Genomic DNA, 16,064 nt, shown 5'->3' on the forward strand with positions numbered 1-16,064 from the left:
CCCTTCTCCTCCAATTTCTGGATCACATGTCATACCGAAAGCTCCTCCCAGCGATCATCCTCGCGGCCGCGGTCACCACCGTCGCCGCGTCCCCGGCCAGCGCGAACGGCTTCGGCTCCGCCAACGGCTGCTGTCCCTTCGCCGACAACGGCAAGCACTGGTACAACTACGCGTCCCTGGAGACCCGCACCCGCACCGCGGTGAAGGCCGCCCTGCTGAACCTGGACGCCCAGACCGACATGACCGTGGCGGCCGACACCACGCCCGACCCGAGCACCGACGTCGAGTCGTTCGACCGCTACTACGTCGACGCCTGGGACCTCGACTGGGACGGCTCCAGCACGGGCTACAACCTGTTCGCGTACTCGAAGTGCGTCAAGACCATCGCCCCGGCCACCAGCGGCCAGCCGTGGCGCTGCGACCAGTACGAGGTCCGCTACGACCTGCGTGACATCGACTGGATGACCGCGACCCAGCGCCAGGCCCTGGCGTGCCACGAGATCGGGCACACGGTCGGCCTCGACCACTCCACCGAGTCGACGTCCTGCCTGAAGACCGGCGCGCACAAGATCCTCAAGTACAGCGCGCACGACGTCGCCCACATCAACGGCCGCTACTAGGAGACCAGGATGCGAAACCTCAAGCTCCTCACCACCGTCGCAGCCGTCGCCGTCGCCTCCACCGCCGGATGCGCGGCCCAGCAGAGCGCCGCCCAGCGGCAGCCCGAGCGGTCCTTCTGGTCCCAGCTCCACACCGACGCCGGCGGGACAGGTCAGTACCTGTTCGACTCGCTCGACGACATCACGCCCGGCGCCCGGCCGTCCGGCACGTTCCGCCCGGCCGCCGCGCTGGTGGAGGGCACGGTCGTCGGCGTCGAGCCCGGCATCGCCTACGCCTCGGGCGACGACTCGCCGACGCCTCGGGTCGTGCCGTACGAGAGCGCGGAGGCGGCGATCCGCTGGGCCAGCGTCGTGGTCAAGGTCGACAAGGTCCTCGCCGGCAAGCTCGGCCGCGGCTACACCGGCGGGCAGATCCGGCTGCGGGTCGAGCAGCCCACCGGCACCACGCTCGACGGCCTCCGCCAGTCGATCGGCACGGCCGGCCGCGGGCTGTTCTACGTGGACAGCGCCCTGTCCCGGGCCAAGCGCCGGGCCGCGTCGCCGCAGGCGCAGGCGTACCAGGCGTCCGTGCACATCCCGATCGGGCAGGGTGTGTTCATCGAGGAGAAGCCGGGCGCGGCGCTGGTCGCCCCGCTCACGGACGAGAACCGCGCCGCCCAGCTCCTCGGGGACGGCGGCGAGCAGACCGCGCAACCCACGCCCACGTCCACGCCGACGTCCACGTCGCCCACGCCCACGAGCACGGGTGCCTCGCCCTCCGGCCGGCCCAGCTCGACGGCGGCCACGCCGCGGTCCACGGCCACGGGCGCCGCCCCGCAGCTCAGGTCCGCCGGCGACTCGCCGCTGGCCCGGCTCCGCGGCCGCGTCCAGCGCTCCGCCTGCGAGACGGGCACGGCCACGGACCGCTCCGCCTGCTGACGAGCGCATCCGCTGACGAGCTCACGGCTGGGAGCCCCGGTGGCTCTCAGCCGTGGCTGATGACGACCTTGCCGAAGCCGCCGCCCGCCTCGCAGTAGCGGTACGCCTCGTGGACGTCCTCGAACGGGAACACCCGGTCGATCACGGGACGCAGCCGGTGCGTGGCCACCGCGCGACCGACCTGGAGGAAGTGGGCCCGGCTGCCCGTCGCCACCCCGCGCAGCACCGCGCCCGCCCCGAACAGCAGCGCCGGGTCGACCGGCCTGGCCCCCTCGGCGCCGGACAGCCGGTAGCCGACGAACGCCACCTCGCCGCCGAACGCCACCGACTTCAACGACTGCTCCAGCGGCCCCGCCGGATCCACGACGCGGTCGGCGCCCAGGCCGCCGGTGAGCGCGCGGACCTCCTCCGACCACGAGGGGTTCGCCCGGTAGTCGATCACCTCGTCGGCGCCGAGCTTCCGCAGCCGCTCCGCCTTGTCCGGGCCGGACGTCGTCACGATCACCCGGGCGCCGGCCAGCTTGGCGAACATCAGCGTGAACAGCGACACCCCGCCCGAGCCGAGCGTCAGCACGGTCTGGCCCGGCCGCGGGGCGCCGCCGGAGTTCAGCGCGTTCCACGCGGTCACGGCCGCCAGCGGCAGCGCCGCCGCCTCCTCGTACGACAGGTGCTCGGGGACGGGCACCACGCCGTCCTCGCCCAGCACCGCGTACTCGGTCAGCACTCCGTCGGTCATGGTGCCGAGCTGGGCGGCGTTCTCCATCTGGAACGGCCCGTCCAGCCAGCGCGGGAACACGGTGGCCGCCACCCGGTCGCCCGGCCTGACCCGGGTCACGTCCTCGCCGACAGCCACGACGTCGCCCACGCCCTCGCAGCCGGGCACGACGCCGGGAGTGATCGGCAGCGGGTAGTCGTTCGCCAGCACCAACAGGTCGCGGAAGCCCAGCCCGTTCGCGCGGATCCTGACCACGACCTGCCCGCGTCCCGGCGCGGGCTCGTCCCGCTCCTCGATGGTCAGCCCGGCGAGACCGCGTCCCGGCCGCAGGTGATAGCTCCTCATGGCACGTCCTTCCGCAAGCTTCGGCTACGTGGCGATCGTCCCGGCGAGCCATGACATCGGGCAATTCCCCACAGGGAATGGCGGGAGCCCAAAGATCGGAAAAGTCACCATTCGCCGCCCTCGCGGCGCCGGTCACCCGGTCACGTCGCTGAGCAGCGACGAGTAGTCCTTCAGGGTGATGTTCCCGGCGAAGTCGTCCGTCATCTTCATCATGAGCTTGAGCATGAAGCCCACCTTGAACGTCCAGTTGCGCATCCGGATGCGGGCGTTCGACGGGGGCGCCAGCCACGGACCGGCGTTGCCCTTCTCGGAGACCTTGGCGTACTCGCGGAAGCCCTCCTCGTAGCGCCGGAACGCCACCCGATGGTCGCCGCCGGCCACCGCCAGCTCGCCCGCCAGCACGTACGCCCCCACCAGCGCCAGCCCGGACCCGAACCCGCCCAGCGTGTTGGCGTAGGCCGCGTCGCCCAGCAACGCCACCCGTCCCTGGGAGTAGCGGTCGATCTTCACCCGGCTGATCGAGTCGAGGTAGAAGTCGCCGGTGCGGCGCACCGCGTCCAGGACCTCGGGCGTCCGCCAGCCCATCCCGGCGTAGGCGTCGAGGACGATCCGCTTCATCGCCTCGGTGTCGTAGCGGTCGTAGTCGAGGCGCGGAGAGGAGAAGACGAAGAAGGCCGACGCCTTGGGGCCGCCGGCGGCGACCATCCTGCCCGGCTCGTTGTAGATCTGCGCCTCCGCGCCGAACCGCTCGGGCACCTCGGCCAATGCGTAGTAGTGGCCGAGGAACTCGACGTAGTCCGACTCGGGGCCGAAGACCAGGCGCCGGACGTTCGAGTGGATGCCGTCGGCCCCGATCACCAGGTCGAACGTGCGCGGAGCCGAGCGCTCGAACGTGACGTGCACCCCGCCGGGGGTCTCGGTGAGCGAGGTGATCGAGTCGCCGAAGACGTACGCGCAGCCTGCCTCGACGCTCCTGTCGTAGACCAGGCGAGCCAGGTCGCCGCGGGCGATCTCCAGCTCGCCGCCGCTGAACTCGCCGGGCATCACCCCGAGCGCCCGGCCGCGCCTGTCGACGAAGGTCTGGTCGGTGCCGCCGGTCTGCAGGCGGCGCACGTCGTCCAGGATGCCCATGCGGCGCAGGACCGTCAGGTGGACGTCGCCCTTGAAGTCGACGGCCTGGCCGCCGGGGCGCAGGACGGGGGCCTTCTCGACGATCGTGACGCGGAAGCCGTAGCGGGCGAGCCAGTAGCCGAGGGCGGGGCCGCCGATGCTGGCACCGGAGATGAGGACGTTCGTGTTCTGCATGTCCACGACTCTCGCGGAGCGCGCTGACACCCCGGGGACAACCGGCTGACAGTACGACCCCTCAGCCCACGAGGGCTGACAGCGCCTCCTCGCCGCTCAGCGCGGCGCCCTTGGCGAAGTGCGCGGCGAACGCGTCCGCGCCCAGCCGCTCGGTCGCCCCCGCGGCGACCCTGGCGACGTCCCGATCGCCTGTGACGGTCGTTCCGCGCAGCGCCGCACCCACCCCCAGCAGGTACGCCGCCCGCTCGGCCGCACCTTCGAGCAGCGCCAGCCCCGCGTTGCCCTCGGCGATCTCGGCCGCGTCCGCCGGCACCACCGTGCGCGCCAGCTCCAGCGCCTCGCCGTGCCTGCGCCTGACCTCGGCGCGGTCCTCCTCGACCTCGGCCAGCCGGCCGAGCGCGGTGCACGCGAACGGCCTGAGGCCCTCGGTCACGTACGAACCGGGAACGGCGGCCTCCAGCACGGCGGTGTAGCGGGCCCGTGCCTCGTCGTGCTCACCCGAGAACCGGGCCAGGTCGCCCCACGCCAGGTCCAGCGCCGGCACCGCGCGCGACGTGCCCGTCCGGCGGGCCAGCTCGGTGGCGCGTTCGAGGTCGGCGCGGGCCCCGTCCAGGTCGCCCTCCCGCATCAGCCCCGCCGACCTGCGGCAGAGCACGTCCACCAGCTCCTCCGCCGCGCCGAGCTGCTCGTGCAGGTCGACGGCCTGACCCCAGAGCCGCCTGGCGCCCGCCCAGTCGCCGCGCCGGCTCACGATCAGCGCCAGCCATTCGAGGGCCTGCGCCATCCCCCAGCGCTCACCGGCGGCGCGGAAGCGGGCCAGCGTCTCCTCCAGCAGGTGCTCGCTCTCGGCCACCCGGCCGCCGAGCAGGAGGATCAGCGCCTCTCCCAGCATGGACACGGCCTGGCTCCACGGGTCGGAGCCGAGCAGCCGTCCGCGCCGCCGGGTGGTCTCCGCCTCGGCCGGGCCCGCCGTCATCCCCCAGAGCGCGGCCAGGAACGGGTGGCGCAGCTCGCCGTCCACCGTCGTCATGATGTCCGTGGCCCGCGCCCACTGCTCGGGGGACACGTCCGGCACGGCCTGCAGCACGCACAGGACGTACTCCTCCTCCAGCCCCGCGACGGGCTCGCCGCCGATCCGGCCGAGCAGCCGCGCCGCGGACGAGGTGATCTGCCCGCGCCGCCCGCTCAGCCACGAGTACGCCGCCAGGGCCGCGACCAGCCGCGACGCCGTCTCCGGATCGTCCTCGACGGTGTGCCGGAGCGCGGTCCGCAGGTTGTCGTACTCCGCGGAGAGCCTGGCCAGCCAGTCGAGCTGCTCGGCCCGTCGCAGCCACGGGTCGGCCTCCCGGGCCAGGGCGAGGAACCAGGCGGCGTGCGCGTCGCGGGTCCGCCGCTGCTCTCCCGCCTCGGCCAGCCGCTCGGCGCAGAACAGGCGGATGGTGTCGAACATCCGATACCGTCCGCCGTCGGCCTCGACGAGCGACTTGTCGACCAGGTCGGCCAGCACGTCGCCGTCACCGCAGACGGACTCGGCCGCCTCCAGCGACGCGCCCCCCGCGAACACCGAGAACCGCCTCGCCACCTCCTGCTCCTCCGGGGTGAGCAGGCTCCAGCTCCACTCGACCACGGCGTGCAGGGTGCGGTGCCTGGCCGCCGCCGTCCGGTCGCCGCGGGAGAGCAGCGTGAAGCGGCCGTGCTCGTTCAGCCGGGCGGCGATCTCCGCCGGGGTGAACGTGCGCAGCCGCGCCGCCGCCAGCTCGATGGCCAGCGGCAGGCCGTCCAGGGTGGCGCAGATCTCGGCGCAGGCGGCCGCGACCTCGGGGCCGGCCGCGAACCCGGGCCGGACGGCGGCGGCCCGCTCGGCGAACAGCCGTACGGCCGGGTAGGCGAAGGCGTCGGCGGGATCGGTGCCCGGCGGCGGCACGGCGAGCGGCGCGAGGGGGACCAGCATCTCGCCGGTGAGGCCGAGCGGCTCCTGGCTGGTCGCCATGACCGCGACGCCGGGGCAGGCGTCCAGCAGCCGCCGGACCAGCTCGGCGGCCGCGGCCACCACGTGCTCGCAGTTGTCGAGCACGAGCAGCAGCGACTGGTCGGCGAGGGCGGCGACGAGGCGGTCCGCCGGGTCCGGACGGTCCAGTGCGGGCGCCTGCAGCCCGGCCTCGCGCAGCCCGAGCGCGCCCAGCACGGCCGGGGCCACCTGCAGCTCGTCGTCGACCGACGACAGATCGGCGAACACCGCCTCCCGACCCGGAGCCGCCCGGTGGACGGCCTCGACGGCGAGCCGCGTCTTGCCCGTGCCGCCGGGGCCGACGACGGTGACCAGCCTGGCGTCGCCGAGCGCGGCGATCCTGGCCAGCTCCTCCTCCCGGCCGATGAGCCGGTTGAGCGGGGCGGGCACTCGCCGCCGGGGAGTCTGCTCCTTCCGGCCCTCGCCGCGCAGGATCGCCAGGTGCAGCGCCGCCAGCTCCGGCGCCGGGTCGGTCCCCAGCTCGTCGGCCAGCAGCCGGCGTACCTCGTCGTAGACCGCCAGCGCGGCGGCCTGCTGCCCGGACGCGTGCAGCGCCCGCATGAGCTGACCGCGCAGCCGCTCGCGCAGCGGGTGGGCCGCCACCAGCTCGCGCAGCTCGGCGACCGAGGTCCCGCCGGGCAGGGCCAGCTCGGCCTCCGCCAGGTCCTCCCTGGCCGCCAGCCGCGCCTCCTCCAGCCGCGCCGCCTGCGGCGGGGCGAACGGCGCGTCGGCCACGTCGGCCAGCGCGGGCCCGCGCCACAGGGCCAGCGCCTCCTTCAGCACCCGGGCGGCCGGCTCGTGCTGCCCCGCGGCCAGCAGCCTCCGCCCGTCCCTGGCCAGCCGCTCGAACCGGTGCGCGTCCACGTCCTCCGGCTCCACCGCCAGCCGGTACCCGGCGCCGTGGAACTCCACCAGCCCGGCCGGCAGGTTCCGGCGCAGCCGGGAGACGTGGGCCTGGATGGCGTTGGCCGCCCCGGCGGGCGGGTCGTCGCCGTACTGGCCGTCGATGAGCCGCTCCACGCCGACCAGCCGCCCGGCGTCGAGCAGCAGCAACGCGAGCAGCGCCCGAGGGCGCGGCCCACCCACGGCGACCGCCTCACCGGTGGCCGTCCGCACCTCAAGCGACCCGAGGATTCCGAACTGCACGGCACCGATTCTGTCCCATCCGCCCGGTGTGTTCCGACGGAGAGCCGGGTCGCCGCCCCGCGAACGCCCTCACATGGAGGCCAGGAAGTCCGCCAGGAGCCGGTTGACCTGCCGGGGGCAGTCGGTGGTGAGGGCGTGTCCGCAACCGTCCAGCTCGTGGACCCGGGCGCCGGGCATGAGCCGGCGGAACTCGCGCGCCTGGCCGACGGGGTTGACCGTGTCCTGCCGGCCCCAGACCACCAGGGCGGGCGTGGTCGTGCGGGGCATGGCGGCGATGGTCTCGCGCCAGTCGAGGCCGCGTTCGAGCAGGTACTGGCTCTCCAGGTTGTCGTCCAGGGTGCCGGGCGCCCAGAAGGCGTCCACGTCCTCCTTCGTCACCTGGTCCTGGTGGACGTGGATGCGCTTGAGCGCTTCCAGCGAGCTCGACCTGTCCGCGTAGAACCAGTTGTTCCACAGCTCCCCGATGACGGGATATTTCATGATCTCGTAGACCCAGGTGTCGCGGGTGGCCGCGCCCGAGGGCGCCAGCAGGAGCAGGCCGGCCACGCACCCGGGATGCCGCTGCGCGTAGGCCAGCGCCCACCCGCCGCTCCACGACAGACCGCCCAGCGCCGGGCGCTCGATGCCCGCCGCGTCGAGGAAGGCGCCGATCGCCTCGGTCATCCCGTCCAGGTCCCAGGTGAAGCCGCGGTCCTTCAGGGTGGTGAAGCCCTGACCCGGCAGATCCACCACGTAGACGGTGTGCTCGCGGGCCAGCTCGGGCAGTTGCCGGCGCCAGCCGTACACCCAGGAGGCCCCGGGGGACAGCAGCACCACCGGCGATCCGGTGCCCTGCTTGACGTAGTGGAACCGGGCCAGCGGCGTCTCCAGGAACTGCGCGTGCTCGGGGTAGGCGGGCCGGTACCCGCTCTGCCGCGCCGGGCGGTAGCCGTAGGCGCCGTACAGGGCCGCGCAGACGAGCAGCGTGAGAGTCGTGGCCAGGACCACGAGGGTGCGGGTTCGCATCGGTGCCCTCCAATCGGTGGATGTCCGACCGGAAGAGGACGGCGGACCCGCCGAGGTTCCCTCACGACTGCCAGGCCCTGCGGAAGCTCAGCCGGGCCCGCGCCAGCCGGGACTTGACCGTGCCCACCGGCACCTCCAGCAGCCTGGCCGCGGTGGCCTCGTCGAGCCCTTCGACATCGCGGAGCACCAGCACGGCGCGGTGCTCGGGCGTGAGCCGTTCCAGGACGTCGCGGATGTCCACCGCATGCTCCACGTCCTGGCGCGACGGCAGGTCGCCCGGCTCCGCGGGGCCGATCCGGTTGTCGCGCCTGGCGATCCTGACGGCCTCTCTTACGGCTATCGCCCGCGCCCAGCCGTACAGCGCGTCGGGCTCGCGCAGCGCGCGCAGGTTGCGGAAGACGGCGATCAACGCCTCCTGCACCGCGTCCTGCCCGCTGTCCAGCGCGATCGGGCCGCAGATCCGGCCGAGGTACGGCGTCAGCTCGCTGAGCAGGTCGTTCATCGCCATCGCGTCCCCGCGCTGAGCGGCCAGGACGAGCGCCGCGGTCATCGGGCACGCTCGGCGATCCGCGCGGCCAGCCGGGCGAGGGCCTTCTCCCCGGCCGCCCTGACGCCCAGGGGCACCAGCGCGGCACGTCCCGGCACGCGGACGCCGCCGGTCTGCGCCACCAGCGTGCCTTCCGGAACGGCGGTCGCGGCCAGGCCGACGAGCAGGAACCTGCTCTGCATCCAGCACCAGCCGGGCCGCAGGTCCACGTCGAAGCGGGCACGCATGCCGTACCTGCTGCGGGCCTCGGCCACCAGCCGCCCGCCTCCGTCGTCCGCGACGATCCGCAGCCGCCGCATGTCGGGCTCGAAGGTGCCGAACTCGCGTTCCAGGTCGCTCACCACCTCCCAGACCAGCTCGAAGGGGGCGGGAAGCATCCGCTCGGCGACACGCGCGCCGGGGACGCCGGCGGCGAGCACGCGCAGCCGGCGCACCGGGTCCAGGTCGGCAACAGGCCAGTTCATGTCCTTCCAGAGGCGGCGCGGGGGCAGAAGGTTCCATGGAACCATCGGGAAGTTCGCCGCCTCCTGGAGGGCATGAACATCTCACGTCCCGGCGCGTTCGCGGCCGCCGTCCTGCTTCTCGACGCACTGGTCCACCTGTTCTGGCTGATCCGGCCCGTCGCCGACCCCCGCGCGCTGTCGCTGGCCGTCCTCGACGTCGAGGTGCCCTTCACCGCCCGGGTGCTGCTGCCGCTCGTCCTCCTGCTGAGCTTGGCGGCCCTGTCGGTGGCGGCGGCCTCCGGCGGCCGGGGCGGGTGGGTGGCCAGGGCGGTGACGCTGGCCGTGGGCGCCGGTGTGCTGGTGCGCGGGGAGCTCGGGCTGGCATGGGCCTTCGGCCTCGGCACGGACACCGCGAGCGCGTTCCACCGGCTGAACCTGTTCCTCTACACCCCTGTCTGCCTGGCCACGGCGCTCGCGGTCGGCGTCGTCCTGGTGCGCGCACGTCCGGGGCTGGTGCGGGCCCGTCCGGGCCTGGTGGGGGCACGTCCCGGCCGTCACGACCGGTGACGCTCGGGCGGGGAGCCCGGCACGGGAACGTGCACAAGGGGAAGATCGGGAGGAGCGGGCGTGGAGAAGGCGTCCGTCAGCATCACCGAGACCGTGTACAGATGCCACAGGACGTCCATCCGGGACTCCGGCAGCCGCGCCACGGCGTCCTCGTCGACGACGCTCGCGAGCCCGTCGCCCTTCAGCGCTCCACGCGCGTCGAGGATGCCCGCGGACATCAGGTCGACCAGCTCCTGAGAGGGCTTCGTCCGCCAGTTCCAGGGCTTGCCGGCCGGGGCGGGACCGCCGGCCGGCACGGCCTGGGCTCTCGGCGGCCGGAGCCGGTCCATCAGGCCGCGGCGCGGCGCCTCCTCGGTCGTGAACCGCCACGGCCTGCCCTCCACGGGGACGTCCCGTAACCGGGGTGCGAAGGCGCCGATCACCCCGTGGATGAGCGCCTCGGAACGCCGCCACAGCGGATCCATGCTCAGCGCGGTCCGTACGACCAGGTTGTCGAGGAACGGCGGGACGGGGTTCTGGCCGCGCAGCAACGACGCGCGGGACGCGGCGTGCCACCGGCCCACGCGGTACGTCAGGTACAGCCGGTCCAGCACGCTCGCGCCGTCCTCCCGGCAGCGGTCCAGCCACGGGGACGCCAGGGCGCGGCCGTGCTCCCTGGCCTCCCTGGTCAGCAGGTCGGCGTTCCTGCCGAAGAGGCCGTCCACCCTGCGCCTGACGGCCTTGGCGTCCAGGTCCGCCTGGTTCTGCAGGAAGCCGCCCCGCAGGATCTCCCCGCCGTGGCCGGACATCCGGGGCGTGGGGTCGAACCGCGTGCCGCCGGGGATGTTCTCGTACGCCGAGATCAGGCCCTCGCAGGCGAACAGCGCGTTGTGCGTGCGAACGCGGGGATGCGGGACGATCAGCTCCGTGCCGCCCTCGGACCGTTTCGGCCGGGTGACGCGGTGCTGGACGCCGAGCACCTCCGCGACGTGCCCGGCGATCACCACATCGGGGTGGTCGTCGTGCCCCGAGGTCGATGTCACGAACGGGATGTCCGCCTTGTGCAGCAGCGCGGCGAGGAGACGGCTGTCGCGGCCCCCGGTGAGCGACAGACGTACCGGCTCGGTGGTGTTGCGCAGCGGCCGCACGGCGGCGAGCAGCGCGTCGGCGAGCTCGTCGACCTGGGCGCGCGTCGCCCGCCTGGAGGCGGGTGCCGGGCGTGCCTCGGGGAGCGGCGCCTCGGTGACGGCACGGCGACCGGCGGTGATCCTGATCTCGGCGGCGGGCGGCAGCGCGCCGACCCCGTGGAACGGCGTCTCGTCGGACAGGAAGTACCCGGCGCGGACCATCGACTCCAACGCCGGCAGATCCCAGGCGATCTCCGGCCGGCTCGACGCCGTCTCGGCCGCCCTGGCCACCAGGTGGACGAGCAGCGCCCGGCTGCCGACGACATGGACGTCCGAGGTCTCGGCGTAGAAGACGGGGCACGCCCGGGTGAGTCCCGTGGCCGCGCCCACCTCCCCCTCGCCGGCCCGGAAGACCGAGAAGACGCCGCCGGTACGGACCGCCGCCTCCCCCAGCCGGGGAGCGGCCAGCAGCCGCTCCACCTCGGCGGGCTCGGCCAGATGCCCGGTGAGGCCCATCAGCCGGCCGCCGCCCGAGCACACGAGCGGCAGCCCGTGCCCCTCCGGCTCGTTGGACCAGGACAGCAACGCCGTGTCACCGGCGGCCGACCGCCATCCGGCCGACCTGACGGTCTCGGCCGGCACCGGGAAGGCACGCGTGATCGCCTCCCGCGCCGCTTCGAGAGCCACGGACGGCACCGGGACACCCGCGCGCTTGGCCGCGAGCACTAGATGGACGCGCAACCCGGCCTCCCCGCCCGATCCGGCTGCCCGGTGGCCGCTCCGGCAGGAGGCGGAGCCGTTCGACGGGCACGGAATGGTGGGATGGAAGGTTCCGGTGGGGCGGTCATGCGGCGGGTGTCCCTTCGACGGCGTACACCCTTACTCCGCCGAAGCCCGCTTTCGGATTCACGGACGGGGCCGTGCCGAGGGGGCCGCGCCTCAGGACGGCCGGGCGGTCGGACCGCCCGGTCTCACAGCGTCAGCCGCGGGATCGGGGCGGCTCGATCCGCACCCGCTCCTCCTCGGGGCGGCTCTCGATGTCGTCGAGCTGCTCGCGGATCGTCTTACGCAGGTCGTCGAAGTCCTGGAAGGAATAGTCGTTGAACAGGGTGTAGCCCGTCCACATCAGGTTGGCGCACACCCTCGCCGGCACCCGGCCCGTCGCCGCGCCCATGCCGACCAGCGCCACCGACGCGATGCTGCCCGGCTCCTTCTCGTTCTGCATGTGGATGGCCTGGAACGCGGCGGCGCACGCCAGAGCCACGTTCAGCGTCTCACTCACGTCCTGCGACGACTCCTCCATGGTCGGCGTCGAGATCAGGAACTTGGGGTTGACCGCCCCCGACGGAACGCAGACGGCGCTGCCGACCGGCAGGGACCCCCCGAACCGGTCGCGGATCGCCCGCTGGACGCGCAGCTGGATCCCCGCCCCGAGGTACTTCTTGATGACCGCGTCGACCCCGCCGTCCATCCGACCGCGGGAGTTCGTCGGGCTGACCCAGGCGTCGACGTGCTGGTCGAGGATCGATCCCTGGAGGATCTGGATCTCAGGGGTGTCGGCGAAGGCCGAACGCCACGTCTTCACCACCTCCGCGTTGACGTCCGCCAGCACTACTTCGAGCGGCGGCTTCATGGGCTGGACGGTCATGGCTCACTCCGGTCGCGGGGGAAGGATGTCTGCGGCACCTGCGAAGATATCGCCCCTCGGAGGCGAACGAGATCTTGACGACGATCTCGCATACGGGATCTTCACCCGGCACAATTCCCCCACCTCGACCATCCGTGCCGCCGCCGGCACGCCCGCCCAGCCAGGAGCCCCCATGCGCGACACCGACGCCGCCGCCCAGCCGACCCCGCCCGGCCCGGATGACCCGCTGGCCCTCGCCGAGCTGTTCAAGGGCGGCGGCGAGCCGTGGCTGCCGCTCCTGAAGCCGGTCATCGAGGCGCGGCCGGCCGCGGCCACGTTCATCGGCCCGGGCCGCAGCCCGAACGTCGTACCCGTCCGCGAGCTGACCTTCCAGGCGCTCAAGCCCAACCCGCCGCACAAGTGGAAGGTCGTCGTCTTCGGCCAGAACCCGTACCCGCGGGCGGAGAGCGCCACCGGCATCGCCATGTTCGACAACACCTTCCACGACTGGGCCGACAGCCAGTTCGGCAAGGTCATCACCATCCGCTGCATCATCAAGGCGGCGGCGATGTGGAAGCACGGCATCCCCAAGAAGACGCCGATCGCCGACATCCGTGCCCTCCTGAAGAAGCACGACACCGTGCAGCCGCCCGAGTGGTTCCAGGCGATGCTCACGCAGGGCGTGCTGCTGCTGAACGCCGCGCTCACCGCCAGCGGCGACGGGGCGATGGGCACCGACCAGCACACCGCGTTCTGGCGACCGGTCGTCGAGAAGCTGGTCGAGGAGATCCTCAAGGCCAAGCAGAACGCCGACGAGGAGGACAGGGGGGTGGTGTTCGCGTGGTGGGGAGTCCATGCCCGCAGCCTGAAGGCGGTCGTCCTCCGGCTCCAGCAGAAGTACCCCGAGGTGGACGTCCGGCACATCGACCACCCCAACCCCGCGGCACAGGGCGACATCTTCTGCGACGGCGACCACTTCGCCGCGGTGAACACGGCGCTCAGGGAGCTCGGCACCGGCGAGATCGACTGGCTGCCCAGCAAGGGCTGGAACACGCTCACGGCGCGGGCCGCCGGGGCGGACGCGGACACGGCGGACCGGATGGGGGCGTTCATCGCCTCCACGATGGAGCTGCACAAGCTCTACCTGGAACGGCTCGCCGGGGTCAAGGACGAGGGGCTGGTCCTGCCCGCGATCACCGGCGTGTTCGACACCCCGCTCATGGACTTCCGCGAGGCCATCACCCCGGCGGCCGAGCTGCTGCCGGGCCTCGACTGGCACGTGGAGCAGTCGCACCGGTTCGGTGAGAAGCAGGCGGGGGAGGCGGAGGCCGGCCTGTCCGCCGACGAGGTCGCGGCCCTGTACCTCTACACCTGCGAGTCGGCGTTCTACCGGCAGATCAACGCGACCCTGCGCAACCCGGACCGCACCCAGGTCGTCCCCTATCTCCCGTATCTACGGCTGCTGTTCTCGGCCGTGTCGCGTCTGCCCGCCCGCAAGGAGCCGCTGTGGCGCGGGGTGTCGCTCGATCTGCGGGCGCAGTACCCGCTCGGCCGGACCGTTACGTGGTGGGGCGTGTCCTCGTGCACGTCGAAGCTGAGCGTGGCACAGGCGTTCCTCGGCCGCCGGGGGAAGCGGACGCTGTTCGAGGTGCTTCCGGCGCGGGCCGTGGGCATCCGCAGCTTCTCCGCCTTCACCGGCGAGGAGGAGTTCATCCTCGCCCCGGGCACGCAGCTCAAGGTGACCGAGGTGAAGGCCGAGCGCGGCGGCCTCTACACGGTGAAGCTGGCCGAGCTGGCCGAGCAGGGCCTGGTGGCGTGACGGCCAGGGCGTGGCGGACGCTCGGGTGAGCCCGCGGAGATGTCCTTCATGTCCGCCCGCCTCGGTGCCGCGCGGAGCCGGTGCCCGGCTCCGCGGGCGCGTGATCGAGCAGGTGCCGGCGCAGGAATGACAGCTCGACGTCCACGGCCCGCTCGTGCATCTCCATGAACGGCGCGTAGTGCCTGCCGGGCATGCGGACCAGCTCGGCGCGGGGCGCTCGCCGTGCCGCCTCGATGGCGGGCCCGGGGGGAGCGGTCTGATCCTGGTCGCAGGTGAGGACGAGCAGCGGGCACCGTACGCGGGGCGTGTCGCGGCCGGGCCGGTAGAACGCGAGGCGGAGCGCGGAGCGGGCCGCGACCCGCTGCTGCCAGTGCGCGTGCCTGTTGTCGGGATCGAGCGCCTTGGGGCCGTCCCCGACGTCCGGTGTCGTGAGCATCGCGACGGCGCCCGGCTCGCCGGCGAGCGGAACCAGCAAGGGCGGGCGGCCGGCGAGCGCGCCGAGGGCGTCGGCGATGCCCCGGCCGGTGAAGCGCAGCATCCCGAGAGGCTTCTGGAAGCTCGACACGCTGCGCGTGGCGGCCGGGCCGCCGACGTTCGGGGTCTGGGCGATCACCGCGGCGGGCCGCGGGTTGCGCGCCGCGACGCGGATGACGTGACCGCCGGACGCGGAGAAGCCCCACAGGGCGAGCCTGGCCGGATCGACCCCCGGCAGGGTCGCGGCGAACGCGATCGCGGCATCCCAGTCGGCCAGCTGGCTCCTGACAGGCAGGACGAGGCGCGAGCGGCCACCGCTCTCGCCGAGACCCCGGTAGTCGAAGGCGAGGACGCTGAAGCCGGCCTCGTGGAATCGCCGTGCGAACAGGTCGGTGGCCGGCTCCTTGGGCACCGCGAAGCCGCCGGCCATGATCACGCAGGCGCCGTTGGTCCCCGGATAGTGCCAGGCGGCGCACTCGGTGTCACCGTTGGCGAAGCGCACCTTGGCACGCTTCGCAGGCATGTGTTCCATGCGGTAAGTGAACCATGTGGTTCGCATTGCGTCCATGCCCTACGCCGCGCCGGCGGGCTACTCGCCGGCGGCCTCCTCGCGTTCCAACGCCCGGACCAGGGCCGCGAACCCCGCGGCGATCCCCTCGGAGTCCCCGCTGGTCCGCCACTCCACCAGGAAGCCCCGGAGCGCTCCCAGGACCATCTCGGCGACCTCGAACTTGCGCCGGTCCGACCAGCCCGCCGGGCAGAGCGACACCAACGACGGCAGATAGAGCCGCGACGCCTCCCGCCCGAGCCACGCGTAGCGGCCGGGGTCGTACATCGCCAGACCGATGGCCTGGTCGAGCACCCGCAGGCCGGGATCGTCGCCGCCGATCATGGGCCACATGGCGCGCACCCGATCCGCCAGCGTCCGGCCTCCTACGGTGGCGGCGGCCATCGCGTTGACGGTCCGCTTCTCGCGCAGCGCGAGTATCGCCTGCTTGAGCAGGTCGTCGGCGCCTTCGAAGTGGTAGAGCAGCACCTTGTGCGTGGTGCCGGCCGCCCGCGCGGCACGCCGCAGCGAGAAGTCCACGAGCCCGTTGACCGCGATGTCGTCAGTGATCCGATCGAGCAGTTCCCGACGCCTGGCCTCGCCACGCGGCGACCCTGCCGATCGCCGGTAGCCTGCCCGTCCCGATGAGCCGTCGTCGGCGGAGGTGTTCATAGCGAAAGCTTCCACGATCCGGGACCCTCGTGCGCGAGCGGGCGGCGGCGGTGGTGGCCCTTTTCGCTCCAAGATCGGGTGATACGGCGCGGAAGGAGAAACTGTATCTACCTCGGCCCAGGTTATGCGATTCTACGCCCCGGGTATTTCTAGCCGCGGCCGGAATGGCCGGGAATTCATGAGCATGTCACTTTTCCTTG

14 protein-coding genes are annotated in these 16,064 nt (G+C 73.2%); 4 read left to right on the top strand and 10 right to left on the bottom strand.

What is annotated here, in order from left to right; genetic code table 11:
* The first annotated feature begins 26 nt into the window (after positions 1 to 26).
* Positions 27 to 620 carry a matrixin family metalloprotease gene (locus ACIBG4_RS26400; protein ID WP_397204092.1) on the top strand — a complete coding sequence of 198 codons (594 nt, stop codon included), beginning with the start codon at positions 27 to 29 and terminating at the stop codon, positions 618 to 620.
* Positions 621 to 629: 9 nt separating this feature from the next.
* A complete protein-coding gene (locus tag ACIBG4_RS26405) occupies positions 630 to 1,538 on the top strand; it encodes a hypothetical protein (RefSeq protein WP_397204093.1) in 909 nt (302 codons plus the stop codon).
* A gap of 46 nt (positions 1,539 to 1,584) precedes the next feature.
* Here ACIBG4_RS26405 and ACIBG4_RS26410 read toward each other — a convergent pair whose 3' ends face one another.
* The 6 genes from ACIBG4_RS26410 to ACIBG4_RS26435 all read right to left on the bottom strand — a co-directional run bounded on the left by ACIBG4_RS26410 (position 1,585) and on the right by ACIBG4_RS26435 (position 9,073).
* Positions 1,585 to 2,598 carry an NAD(P)-dependent alcohol dehydrogenase gene (locus ACIBG4_RS26410; protein WP_397204094.1) on the bottom strand — a complete coding sequence of 338 codons (1,014 nt, stop codon included), beginning with the start codon at positions 2,596 to 2,598 and terminating at the stop codon, positions 1,585 to 1,587.
* A gap of 132 nt (positions 2,599 to 2,730) precedes the next feature.
* On the bottom strand, positions 2,731 to 3,903 hold the full coding sequence (locus ACIBG4_RS26415; RefSeq protein WP_397204095.1) for an FAD-dependent monooxygenase: 1,173 nt from the start codon (positions 3,901 to 3,903) through the stop codon (positions 2,731 to 2,733).
* A gap of 61 nt (positions 3,904 to 3,964) precedes the next feature.
* Entirely contained in the window at positions 3,965 to 7,057 is a 3,093-nt protein-coding gene (locus ACIBG4_RS26420; RefSeq protein ID WP_397204096.1) for a BTAD domain-containing putative transcriptional regulator, read from the bottom strand.
* A 69-nt stretch (positions 7,058 to 7,126) separates the two neighbouring features.
* On the bottom strand, positions 7,127 to 8,062 hold the full coding sequence (locus ACIBG4_RS26425; protein WP_397204097.1) for an alpha/beta fold hydrolase: 936 nt from the start codon (positions 8,060 to 8,062) through the stop codon (positions 7,127 to 7,129).
* Positions 8,063 to 8,123: 61 nt separating this feature from the next.
* On the bottom strand, positions 8,124 to 8,612 hold the full coding sequence (locus ACIBG4_RS26430; protein WP_355434603.1) for a sigma-70 family RNA polymerase sigma factor: 489 nt from the start codon (positions 8,610 to 8,612) through the stop codon (positions 8,124 to 8,126).
* Positions 8,609 to 9,073 carry a hypothetical protein gene (locus tag ACIBG4_RS26435; protein ID WP_397204099.1) on the bottom strand — a complete coding sequence of 155 codons (465 nt, stop codon included), beginning with the start codon at positions 9,071 to 9,073 and terminating at the stop codon, positions 8,609 to 8,611. Before ACIBG4_RS26435 ends, ACIBG4_RS26430 begins: the two co-directional genes overlap by 4 nt.
* Before the next feature lie 72 nt (positions 9,074 to 9,145).
* On the opposite strand from ACIBG4_RS26435, the gene ACIBG4_RS26440 reads away from it, so the two are divergent.
* Positions 9,146 to 9,619, top strand: a complete 474-nt coding sequence (locus ACIBG4_RS26440; RefSeq protein ID WP_397204100.1) for a hypothetical protein — start codon at positions 9,146 to 9,148, stop codon at positions 9,617 to 9,619.
* On the opposite strand, the gene ACIBG4_RS26445 is transcribed toward ACIBG4_RS26440, so the two are convergent.
* Positions 9,607 to 11,466 carry an asparagine synthase-related protein gene (locus ACIBG4_RS26445; protein ID WP_397204101.1) on the bottom strand — a complete coding sequence of 620 codons (1,860 nt, stop codon included), beginning with the start codon at positions 11,464 to 11,466 and terminating at the stop codon, positions 9,607 to 9,609. The two genes, ACIBG4_RS26440 and ACIBG4_RS26445, sit on opposite strands and share 13 nt — an antisense overlap.
* Before the next feature lie 238 nt (positions 11,467 to 11,704).
* Positions 11,705 to 12,373 (bottom strand): macro domain-containing protein, encoded by a 669-nt coding sequence (locus ACIBG4_RS26450; RefSeq protein ID WP_397204102.1) that lies wholly within the window; start codon positions 12,371 to 12,373, stop codon positions 11,705 to 11,707.
* Positions 12,374 to 12,545: 172 nt separating this feature from the next.
* Between ACIBG4_RS26450 and ACIBG4_RS26455 the strand changes: the two genes are divergently transcribed.
* Positions 12,546 to 14,171, top strand: a complete 1,626-nt coding sequence (locus tag ACIBG4_RS26455; protein ID WP_397204103.1) for an ADP-ribosyltransferase domain-containing protein — start codon at positions 12,546 to 12,548, stop codon at positions 14,169 to 14,171.
* A 46-nt stretch (positions 14,172 to 14,217) separates the two neighbouring features.
* On the opposite strand, the gene ACIBG4_RS26460 is transcribed toward ACIBG4_RS26455, so the two are convergent.
* On the bottom strand, positions 14,218 to 15,168 hold the full coding sequence (locus ACIBG4_RS26460; protein WP_397204104.1) for an alpha/beta hydrolase: 951 nt from the start codon (positions 15,166 to 15,168) through the stop codon (positions 14,218 to 14,220).
* Positions 15,169 to 15,234: 66 nt separating this feature from the next.
* Positions 15,235 to 15,864: a hypothetical protein gene (locus ACIBG4_RS26465; RefSeq protein WP_397204105.1), complete on the bottom strand. Its 630-nt coding sequence runs from the start codon at positions 15,862 to 15,864 to the stop codon at positions 15,235 to 15,237.
* Between the last annotated feature and the right edge of the window lie 200 nt (positions 15,865 to 16,064).

The sequence above is a fragment of the Nonomuraea sp. NPDC050383 genome (assembly GCF_044459125.1).
In the GTDB taxonomy this organism is placed as follows: domain Bacteria; phylum Actinomycetota; class Actinomycetes; order Streptosporangiales; family Streptosporangiaceae; genus Nonomuraea.